This is a genomic window from Elstera litoralis (assembly GCF_000963705.1).
GTDB lineage: Bacteria > Pseudomonadota > Alphaproteobacteria > Elsterales > Elsteraceae > Elstera > Elstera litoralis.
Window position 1 is genome coordinate 1 of the sequence record NZ_LAJY01000210.1, and the last position, 9,943, is coordinate 9,943.

General features: G+C 62.7%; 11 protein-coding genes and 2 pseudogenes. 6 read left to right on the forward strand and 7 right to left on the reverse strand.

What is annotated here, in order from left to right:
* From VZ95_RS25380 to sppA, 6 genes and pseudogenes are all read left to right on the forward strand, one after another.
* Positions 1-397 (forward strand): hypothetical protein (locus VZ95_RS25380; protein WP_045775584.1); only part of this gene is annotated, 397 nt, incomplete at its 5' end.
* A gap of 109 nt (positions 398-506) precedes the next feature.
* Positions 507-1,325 carry an enoyl-ACP reductase FabI gene (fabI, locus tag VZ95_RS09180; RefSeq protein ID WP_045775585.1) on the forward strand — a complete coding sequence of 273 codons (819 nt, stop codon included), beginning with the start codon at positions 507-509 and terminating at the stop codon, positions 1,323-1,325.
* Between the two features lie 5 nt (positions 1,326-1,330).
* Positions 1,331-2,403: pseudogene (gene aroC / locus VZ95_RS09185) on the forward strand (chorismate synthase).
* Positions 2,404-2,436: 33 nt separating this feature from the next.
* The gene (locus VZ95_RS09190; RefSeq protein WP_045775586.1) at positions 2,437-3,009 is read left to right on the forward strand and encodes a peroxidase-related enzyme; all 573 of its coding nucleotides are present in this window, start codon (positions 2,437-2,439) and stop codon (positions 3,007-3,009) included.
* Positions 3,010-3,020: 11 nt separating this feature from the next.
* A complete protein-coding gene (locus VZ95_RS21835) occupies positions 3,021-3,215 on the forward strand; it encodes a hypothetical protein (protein WP_052711633.1) in 195 nt (64 codons plus the stop codon).
* A 74-nt stretch (positions 3,216-3,289) separates the two neighbouring features.
* Positions 3,290-4,753, forward strand: a complete 1,464-nt coding sequence (gene sppA / locus VZ95_RS09195) for a signal peptide peptidase SppA (protein ID WP_052711634.1) — start codon at positions 3,290-3,292, stop codon at positions 4,751-4,753.
* Here the strand turns inward: sppA and VZ95_RS28755 are convergent.
* The 7 genes and pseudogenes from VZ95_RS28755 to VZ95_RS09225 form a co-directional block, all read right to left on the reverse strand.
* Positions 4,750-5,007, reverse strand: a complete 258-nt coding sequence (locus VZ95_RS28755) for an SAM-dependent methyltransferase (protein ID WP_332308052.1) — start codon at positions 5,005-5,007, stop codon at positions 4,750-4,752. The genes sppA and VZ95_RS28755 overlap by 4 nt on opposite strands.
* A gap of 5 nt (positions 5,008-5,012) precedes the next feature.
* Positions 5,013-5,483 carry an SAM-dependent methyltransferase gene (locus VZ95_RS28760; RefSeq protein ID WP_332308053.1) on the reverse strand — a complete coding sequence of 157 codons (471 nt, stop codon included), beginning with the start codon at positions 5,481-5,483 and terminating at the stop codon, positions 5,013-5,015.
* 2 nt (positions 5,484-5,485) lie between these two features.
* A pseudogene (gene dxs, locus VZ95_RS28140) lies at positions 5,486-7,397 on the reverse strand (1-deoxy-D-xylulose-5-phosphate synthase).
* 30 nt (positions 7,398-7,427) lie between these two features.
* Positions 7,428-8,348 (reverse strand): polyprenyl synthetase family protein, encoded by a 921-nt coding sequence (locus tag VZ95_RS09210; RefSeq protein ID WP_045775587.1) that lies wholly within the window; start codon positions 8,346-8,348, stop codon positions 7,428-7,430.
* Positions 8,335-8,574, reverse strand: coding sequence for an exodeoxyribonuclease VII small subunit (locus VZ95_RS09215; RefSeq protein WP_045775588.1), 240 nt, complete (start codon positions 8,572-8,574; stop codon positions 8,335-8,337). Before VZ95_RS09215 ends, VZ95_RS09210 begins: the two co-directional genes overlap by 14 nt.
* A 21-nt stretch (positions 8,575-8,595) precedes the next feature.
* A complete protein-coding gene (locus tag VZ95_RS09220) occupies positions 8,596-9,429 on the reverse strand; it encodes a histone deacetylase family protein (protein ID WP_456297688.1) in 834 nt (277 codons plus the stop codon).
* A 214-nt stretch (positions 9,430-9,643) separates the two neighbouring features.
* The coding region (locus tag VZ95_RS09225) for a sulfurtransferase TusA family protein (RefSeq protein WP_232302570.1) at positions 9,644-9,943 on the reverse strand (300 nt) is incomplete at its 5' end.

The window sequence follows — 9,943 nt, forward strand, 5'->3', positions numbered from 1 at the left end:
ATTTCATCTGAACTACACTGAGTTAAAAACAGTTTTCAAACCTGATAATGAGCCTTTGAAACCTAATAGCAGTTTCGGTATCCCCGACACCCTGCGGCGCGAGACGTTCCAAGCTTTAGGTAAACATTACGAGGTCTTGCACGCCACATTCATAAGAAACGGTGCGACCAATTATTGCAGCCAGTTCCGCGCCTATTGGAGCAATGAAGATAGGCACGATTATTTATGGCAGCATATGGTCTCGGGCTGGCTCTGCACCTCCCGCAATCGCCCGATGCCGCCGGACGCGCTGAAAACGCTCCTAACCCATATCACTTACAAATCAAGCGAGATGCCGCGCCCGGACGATATTGTTCGAATGCCCATCCCCGGCGAAGCGCCATCCTTGCCCCAATAGGCCGCCTCACCAAGCAAGCTTTGCCCCGCCGCGCGTCATCCGTTAGGATGCGCCGCGCTTTTGCCCCCGGCGGGCTGGAAATTCGGTGTTTAGACAAGGAAAAGAGTGAATGGTCTCTGCTGCTCCCCTGATGCAAGGTAAACGCGGGCTGATTATGGGCCTCGCCAACGATAAATCGATTGCCTGGGGCATTTCGCAAGCGCTCGCCGCCCACGGGGCCGAACTGGCTTTCACCTTTCAGGGCGAAGCGCTGGAAAAACGCGTGCGCCCGCTGGCGGCGCAACTGGGCGCGACGGAAATTCTGCCCTGCGACGTGAGCGACCTCAGCTCGGTCGATGCGGTGTTCGCCCATCTCGAAAAAGTCTGGGGTAAGCTCGATTTCGTCGTTCACGCCATCGGCTTTTCCAATAAGGAAGAGTTGAAGGGCAAATACGTCGATACCAGCCTCGATAATTTCCTGCTGACCATGAATATCTCGGTCTATTCCTTCACCGCCGTCGCCCAGCGCGCGGCAAAGCTGATGACCGATGGCGGCAGTATGCTGACCCTCACCTATTACGGTGCCGAACGGGTGATGCCGCACTACAATGTGATGGGCGTGGCGAAAGCGGCGCTGGAAGCCTCCGTCCGCTATCTCGCTGTCGATTTGGGCGGGCAGAATATTCGCGTCAACGCCATGTCCGCCGGGCCGATGAAGACGCTGGCGGCGTCGGGCATCGGCGACTTCCGCTATATTCTGAAGTGGAACCAGTATAATTCGCCGCTGAAGCGTAATACCACCCTGGAAGACGTGGGCGGCTCGGCGTTGTATCTGCTGTCGGACCTCTCTAGTGGCGTGACTGGCGAAACCCATCACGTCGATAGCGGCTATCACGTCGTCGGCATGAAGGCCGTGGACGCGCCCGATATCAACGTTTCGAAGGACTAAGTCTCTTGGCCGGCAATTCTTTTGGCAGTGTTTTTCGGTTCACCACCTGGGGGGAAAGCCACGGCCCGGCCTTGGGCTGCGTCGTGGACGGCGTGCCGCCGCGCCTGCCGCTGACGGAAGCCGATATTCAGCCCTGGCTCGATAAAACGCCGCCCCGGCCAAAACCGTTTCACCACCCAGCGGCGCGAGCCGGATGAGGTGAAAATCCTCTCCGGCGTGTTCGAGGGCCAAACCACGGGCACGCCGATTTCCTTGATGATCGAGAATGTCGATCAGCGCTCCAAGGATTACGGCAACATCGCCCACGCCTACCGGCCCGGCCACGCCGATTTCACTTATGATGCGAAGTACGGCATTCGCGATTATCGCGGCGGCGGGCGTTCGTCGGCGCGCGAAACCGCCGCCCGCGTTGCGGCTGCCGCGATTGCGCGCAAGGTGCTGGGGCCGGAGATCGTCATTCGCGGCGCACTGGTCCAACTCGGCACGCAGACAATCGACCGCGCGGCGTGGGACTGGGATCAGGTAGGCGAAAACCCGTTCTTCTGCCCCGATGCGGGGTCAGTTGAGCGCTGGACCGAGTATCTCGACGGCATCCGCAAGGACGGCTCCTCCTGCGGGGCGATCATCGAAGTCGTGGCGTCGGGCGTTCCCGCTGGGTGGGGCACGCCGCTGTATGAAAAACTCGATAGCGAAATCGCCCGCGCCATGATGACGATCAACGCCGTCAAAGGCGTCGAAATCGGCGATGGGTTCGCCACGGCGGCCTTGCGTGGCGAAGAAAAACGCCGATGAAATCCGCATGCTTGACGGCAAACCGCAGTTCCTCGCCAACCACGCGGGCGGGATTCTCGGCGGGATTTCGACTGGGCAAGATATCGTCGTGCGGATGGCGATTAAGCCGACCAGTTCAATCCTCATTCCGCGCCAAAGCATCACCGCCGAGGGGGAGGAAATCGACGTACAAACCAAGGGCCGTCACGACCCCTGCGTCGGCATTCGCGGCGTGCCGGTGGCCGAAGCCATGCTGGCGCTGGTGCTGGTGGATCAAATGATGCGCCACCGCGCGCAGTGTGGGTGAGCGTTCAATAATCAAAAAGGGGAGAAGAAGGATATGCCGCAGCCGGATAAAGTGATGGACCTACACACGCCGGACGACAGCAGCCTCCCCGACGATTTGAAACCCTACTTCCAGAAGTGCCGCGACAAGCTCGGCATGGTGCCGAACGTGCTGCGCGCCTGGCTGTTGCGCCCGGAAAAACTGCGTACTTTCATCGCGAGCTATAACGAGTTGATGCTGGGCCAATCGGGCCTCAGCAAGCTGGAGCGGGAGATGATCGCGGTGGCGGTGTCTGCCGTCAACCGCTGCTACTATTGCCTCGTCGCCCACGGCGCGGCGGTTCGGCAGCTTTCGGGCGACCCCGAGTTAGGCGAAATGCTGGTGATGAATTACCGCGTCGCCGAACTTCCCGCCCGCCAGCGCACCATGTTGGATTTCGCCGTAAAATTGACCGAATCCCCAGCTTTAATCGCTACGCGGGATCGTGAGATTTTGCGGGAGCATGGGTTTAGCGACGCGGATATTTTCGATATTTGCGAAGTGGCGGGGTTTTTCAATATGACCAACCGCGTTGCCCACGGGGTCGATATGATCCCTAATCCCGAGTATCATCGCCAGGCACGATAGGGAGAGCCGCAATGCGCCGGTTTTTGGTAGGTTGTTTGAGTATTCTGGGCGTTCTTTTTCTGCTGCTCGGCGGCGGTCTCGGCTATCTCGCTTGGTGGGGTTTCAGCACCTTTGAGGAGGCGAAAGCCCCTGCCCTGCCCACGCATCTGCTGCTGACGCTGGCCATTCAAGCGAGCCGCCCGCCAGCCAATCGAATAACCCGCTGAAAGCCTTCACCGGCGACAGCCTGTCGCTGCGCGATATCGTTAGCCGCATCGACGGCGCGGCGATCGATGGGCGCGTGCAGGGCTTGTTCGTCGATTTCTCCAACGCCCGCCTCTCGCCCGCCGCCGCCCAAGATCTCGCCGCCGCCGTGCAGCGCTTCAAGGCCAAACGCAAGCCCACCTACGCTTTCGCCGATACGATGGGCGAGGCGGGCGGTGCCACCTTCACCTATGCCCTGGCCGCGCAGTTTGACCGCGTCTGGCTGCAACCCGCCGGGGCCTTGGGCATCGATGGGTTGGCGCTGGAGCGGCCCTATCTTGCCGAAGCGCTGAAGACCATCGGTGTCGCCCCGCGTCTCGATCAACGCCACGAGTTCAAGGGCGGAATCGATATGTTCACCGAAGCCGGGCTCGCGCCAAGCTTGCGCGGCTCCTTACAAAAACTCACCGACGATCTGCTGGGCCAAGCGGTCGAGATGATCGCCAAGGGCCGTAATATCTCTCCGGACGACGCGAAAGCCGCCATCGATACCGCGCCGATTGCCGCCCAAGACGCGGTAACGCAAAGCTTGATCGATCAAATGGGCTATCGCAGCGATGCCCTGCGCGCGCTGAAAGACACGAGCCGCACGCAAGCCACCGTGTCCTTGGACGATTACCGCGTGCCCGATACGCTGCCGAATGCCGCCCTGCGCATCGCCGTTATCGAAGCCGCAGGCCCGGTCGTGCGCGGCGGCGAGAGCGACGATCCTTTTGCCGATGAAGGCAGTTTTGCCGCAGGCCGCGTGGTGGCCGCCTTCACCGCCGCCGTGCAGGACCCGACGGTGAAGGGCATCCTCTTCCGCATCGATTCGCCCGGCGGCTCCTATGTCGCCTCCGATACCATTTGGCAGGCCGTGCGCGCCGCCCAGGATGCTGGCAAGCCCGTCGTCGCCGTCATGGGCACCTACGCGGCCTCGGGTGGTTATTTCGTCGCCGCGCCCGCCGATAAAATCATCGCCCAAGCGGGCACGCTCACCGGCTCCATCGGCGTCTATAGCGGCAAATTCGTGCTCTCCGGTCTGTGGGAGAAGCTCGGCATTCGGTGGGAACGGGTCGCCAGCGGCGCGTCGGCGGGGCAAAACAGCCCGAACCGCGATTTCACCCCGGCGGAATGGGCGCGCTTCCAGGAAAGTCTCGACCGGATTTACGCCGATTTCACCCAGCGCGTCGCCGCCGGGCGGAAGATTCCGATGGAGAAGATGGACGCTATCGCGCGCGGCCGGATCTGGAGCGGCGCTTCCGCTAAAGATGCGGGACTGGTGGACCGTCTCGGCGGCATGACCGAAGCCGTGGAAGAAATGCGCGCCCTGCTGCGCCAACCCGCCAATACGCCGCTCCGCCTCGTCGATTACCCGGCAGCACAGAATAGCTTCGATAAGGCGCTGAAACTCGTCTCGAAGCTGGAGCAAACCGCCGTGCGGATCGAGGGCGTGCGGACGCAGTTGGAGCCGTTGCTGAACGGGGAAAGCCTGTATGCGCCGGTTGGGACGCCGCGTTAAGGTTTACGGGCGGCAATGAGGAATTCCTTATTGCCGTCCGGTCCCTCAATCGGGCTGGGCACGAGACCGATGATAGTCCAGCCTATCTGTTCGCTCAACCACGCCTGAATTTTCGCACAGACCGCGTCGTGCTGCGCCGCATCGCGCACGATGCCGCCCTTGCCGAGATTGCCGCGCCCCACTTCGAACTGCGGTTTAATCAGCGCGACCAGCGTGCAGCCAGGCGCGGCGAGCGCCAGCGCGGCGGGGAGCACTAATGTCAGAGAAATAAAGCTGGCATCGCAGACAATCCAGGTCGCGGCCCCAGGCGCGCCAGATGATCCGCCGTTAGGTCGCGGGCATTGGTTTGATCGAGGGCTTCCACGCGCGGGTCGATGCGGAGTTTTTCGGCGAGCTGCCCCTGCCCCACGTCCAGCGCTAAAACGGCCTCGGCCCCGCGCGCCAGTAGCACCTCGGTAAACCCGCCGGTGGACGCACCGATATCCAGCGCGCGCACGCCGGTGGGATCGAGCCCGAAAACCTCCAACGCGCCGAGCAGTTTCAGCGCCCCGCGCGAGACCCACGGATGATCGGGCACCAGCAGCCGAATGGTGGCAGGATCGGCAACCTCGGCCCCGGCTTTGGTGGCGATTTTTCCGGCAAGCTCGACCTGCCCGGCCAGGATCATTTGCCGCGCCCGTTCCCGCGAGGCGGCGTGCCCGCCCGCAACCAGGGCCTGATCGAGCCGCATTTTTAAGCCCGCAGCGCTGCCGCGTCCGTCAGGCCAAGCGCCTGTTCCACCGTCGCGGCGATCTGACGGGCGGAAAGGCCCGCCTCCTCATACTGCTTCGCCGGGCTGTCGTGATCGATGAAACTATCGGGCAGCACCAGCGGGCGAACTTTCAGGCCGCCATCCAAGCGCCCGCTGAGCGCCAGATGGTGCAGGACGAGGCTGCTGAAGCCGCCGACCGAGCCTTCTTCCACCGTTAGCAGAACCTCATGCTCAGCCGCGAGCCGGTCCACCAACTCGGTATCGAGCGGTTTGGCGAAGCGGGCATCGGCCACCGTCACCGGCAAACCACGCTGGGCCAGCAGTTCCGCCGCCGCCAGCACTTCGGCAAGCCGGGTGCCGTAGGAGAGGATGGCGGCGCGCGCGCCTTCCCTCAGAATGCGGCCTTTCCCGATAGGCAGCGGCGTGCCGCGCTCCGGCAAATCGAGCCCGACGCCCTCGCCGCGCGGATAGCGGAAGGCGATGGGGCCAGAATCATAGGCAGCCGCCGTCGCCACCATATGCATGAGTTCGACCTCGTCCGCCGCCGCCATCAGCACCATATTCGGCACCGCGCCCAGGAAGGCGGTATCGAAGCTGCCGGCGTGGGTCGCGCCATCGGCCCCGACCAGCCCGGCACGGTCGATAGCGAAGCGCACGGCAGATTCTGAATCGCCACGTCGTGAACGATCTGATCGTAGGCGCGCTGAAGGAAGGTCGAATAGATCGCGCAGAAGGGTTTCAGCCCTTCGCAGGCGAGCCCCGCCGCAAACGTCACCGCGTGCTGTTCGGCGATGCCCACGTCGAAGGTGCGCGTCGGGAAAAGCTTACCGAAGCCCGATAGGCCCGTACCGGAGGGCATGGCGGCGGTGATCGCGACGATGCGATTGTCGGCCTGGGCTTCGGCAATCAACCCGCGCGCAAAAACTTCCGTATAGGTCGGCACATTGCTGGCGGGCTTGGCTTGGGTGCCGGTGAGCACGTCGAACTTGCTCACCCCGTGGTATTTATCGGCGGCCTCTTCGGCGGGCTTATAGCCCCGGCCCTTTTGCGTGACCACATGGATCAGCACCGGCCCCTCGTTCGGCATATCGCGCACATTGCGCAGCACCGGCAGCAGGTGATCGAGGTTATGGCCGTCGATCGGGCCGATGTAATAGAAGCCCAATTCTTCGAACAAGGTGCCGCCCGACACCATGCCGCGCGCATATTCCTCGGCCTTGCGCGCCGCGCGCGTCACTGTCGGCCCCAGGGCTTGCGCCACGTCTTTGGCCAGATGGCGCAGCGAGCGATAGGATTTCGAGGAAATCAGCTTGGAGAGATAAGCACTCATCGCGCCAACGGGCCGCGAGATCGACATATCGTTATCGTTCAGGACAACCACGAGGCGCGAGCGCATCGCGCCCGCGTTATTCATCGCCTCATAGGCCATGCCCGCGCTCATCGCACCATCGCCGATCACCGCGACGATGTTGCGCGCCTCACCCTTCAGATCGCGCGCCACCGCCATACCGAGCCCCGCCGAAATCGAGGTGGAGCTATGGGCCGCGCCGAAGGGGTCGAAGTCGCTTTCGGTCCGCCGAGTGAAGCCGGAGAGCCCGCCGCCTTGGCGCAGCGTGCGGATGCGGTCGCGGCCGCCCGGTCAGGATCTTATGGGGGTAGGCTTGATGGCCCACGTCCCAAATAAGCCGATCATGGGGCGTTTTTGAAAACGGCGTGCAGGGCAACGGTGAGTTCGACCACCCCCAACCCCGCGCCCAAATGCCCGCCGGTGCGGCTAACCGCATCGATCATCTCGGCCCGCACTTCCGCCGAAACCGTGCGCAACGCCTCGGCATCGAGGGCACGCAGACCGTCGGGGAGCGTCAATTGATCGAGCAGAGGGGTATTCACCATCGAAATCAGTCCGGCAGAGAGCTAAGAAGATTAGGCGCGGCGGTCGACGACGAAGCGCGCAACTTCGCGCAAACGCTCCGCCGCAGGACCGAAGGGGTCGAGATGCGCGCAGGCTTGATCGGCGAGCAGAACCGCCTGTGATCGCGCCCGCTCCACCCCGAGGATCGACACGAAGGTTGCCTTATTCGCGCTCGCATCCTTGCCGGTGTCTTTGCCGGTCTCGGTGCTGGAGCCTTCAACGTCCAAAAGATCATCGGCAATCTGAAAAGCAAGCCCGAGATCATGGGCATAGGCGTTGAGCGCGTGGCGCATCTGCTGGGGCGCTTTGCCCAGAATCGCCCCGGCTTCGCAGGAGAAGGCGATAATCGCGCCGGTCTTCAAGCGTTGTAGCCGAGTGATTGCGCCGATTTCCAGCGGCAGACTTTCGGTTTCGGCCTGCAAATCCATCATCTGCCCGCCGCACATGCCGGCAATCCCCGCCGCTTGGGCGAGTTCTTTAACGAGTTCAATCCGCACCGCCGGGTCGCCGTGAACGCCGACATCGGCCAGCACTTCGAAGGCGCGCGTCAACAAGGCATCGCCCGCCAAAATCGCGGTGGCTTCATCATACATGCGGTGAACCGTCGGGCGGCCCCGGCGCAGTTCGGCATCGTCCATCGCAGGGAGATCATCGTGAATGAGCGAATAGGTGTGCAGCATCTCGACTGCCGCCGCCACTTTGCAGGCCGACGAGGGGGCAACATTGAACAGCGCCGCCGATTCGACCACGAGAAAGGGCCGCAAGCGCTTGCCGCCGCCTAAGACGGCATAGCGCATCGCCGCCGACAATCGCGCCTCACCGCTTTCGCCGCCGCCGTCGGGAATCAGCCGGTCGAGCATGGCGTGAACGTCGGTCGCAACCTCGGCCATCGCCGCTTGCAGCGGCAGGGAGCGCCCGTCAAGATTGGGCATCGAACGGCTCCGTTCCAACCGCACCATCCGGCCCGGCGACAATCTTATCGATTTTTGCTTGGGCTTCGGCGAGCTTTGCCTCGCAGTGGCGGCGCAGGCGCACGCCCCGATCATAGGCGCCCACGGCATCGTCGAGCTTGCCTTTGCCCGATTCGAGATCGCGCACAATGGCTTCCAGTTGGGCCATCGCGTCTTCGAAGCTCAAGCCTGCAATATCGTCGCTCATTCCGACCCTAAACCCTTCCCATCACGAAACATCCGGCGCGGCCATCAGCGCCGTCACATGGGCCGCTGCACTTTCGGCCAACGAGCCCAGGTCATACCCGCCCTCTAAGGTCGAAACAACCCGCCCGTCACACACATAGGCGGCAATGCGCAAAATTTCACGGGTGACCCACTGATAATCCGGCTCGAACAGCGATAGCGACGCTAAAGGATCATCGGCATGGGCATCGAAGCCCGCCGAGATGAAAATGAAATCCGGCGAGAATTCCGACAGCGCCGGTAGAATATGTTCCGAAAAAGCATGACGGAAGTCGCTGGACCCCGCCCCCGGCGCGAGCGGCGCATTCACGATATTGCCAACGCCGCGCTCGCTGCGCCCGCCCGTGCCCGGATAGAGCGGGAACTGATGGGTCGAGCCGAAGAATACCGCCGGTTCCGCCTCGAAAATCGCCTGGGTGCCGTTGCCGTGATGCACGTCGAAATCGATAATAGCGACGCGCTTTAGCCCATAGCGCGCCCGCGCATAGGCCGCCCCGACGGCGACATTATTGAAAAAGCAAAACCCCATCGGCTGCCGCGCCTCGGCATGATGCCCCGGCGGGCGCACCGCGCAAAAGGCGTTCGACGCTTCCCCGGCCATCACGGCATCGACCGCAGCACAGAGCGCGCCTGCCGCGCGCAAGGCGGCTTCCTTGGTACCCGTTGAGGCGATGGTATCGGTATCAATGGCAAGATGCCGCTCTTCGCCGCCGGGAACCGGGTCCGGCATCGCCGCGAGCATGCCTTCGACAAAATCGCGCGGATGGGCCAAGGCCAGTTGATCGACGGTTGCGAGCGGGGCCTCGCGGCGTACCAAGCTTCGAACTCGGGCTCGTCCAAGCGCGCCAGAATCGCCCGCAGCCGGTCGGGGCGCTCCGGGTGCATGGGGCCGGGGTCATGGCCTAAGCAGGCCTCGTGGGTGAATAGCAGCGTCGCCATTTTCGGGTCTTCTGACCTTTCGTTACCGCATCACCCCCCAACCGGCGTAAGCTCGGTTCCGGGGCGGCTCCCTCCCTCAGGGCGCAAGAAGACTATTCCTCGCCCGTTTCGGCAGCGCAACCCGCTTCCACTAAAAAGCGCCACCCGGTCTTCTCCTCGGTTACGTCGAGCAGTCGATGTCCCGCCGCTGCGCAAAAATCCGCAAAATCCCGGTGGGTATTGGGATCGTCGGAAAGCAGAGCGATTTGTTGGCCTGCAACAATCGTTTGCATTGCTTTGCGAAAGCGCAGGATTGGTAAAGGGCAGCGCAGCCCAGTACAATCAAGAGTAATGCGTTGATCTAAAAATCGGCTCACGATTTCAGGCGATTCCTTGAACGTTGCTCTTAGGAC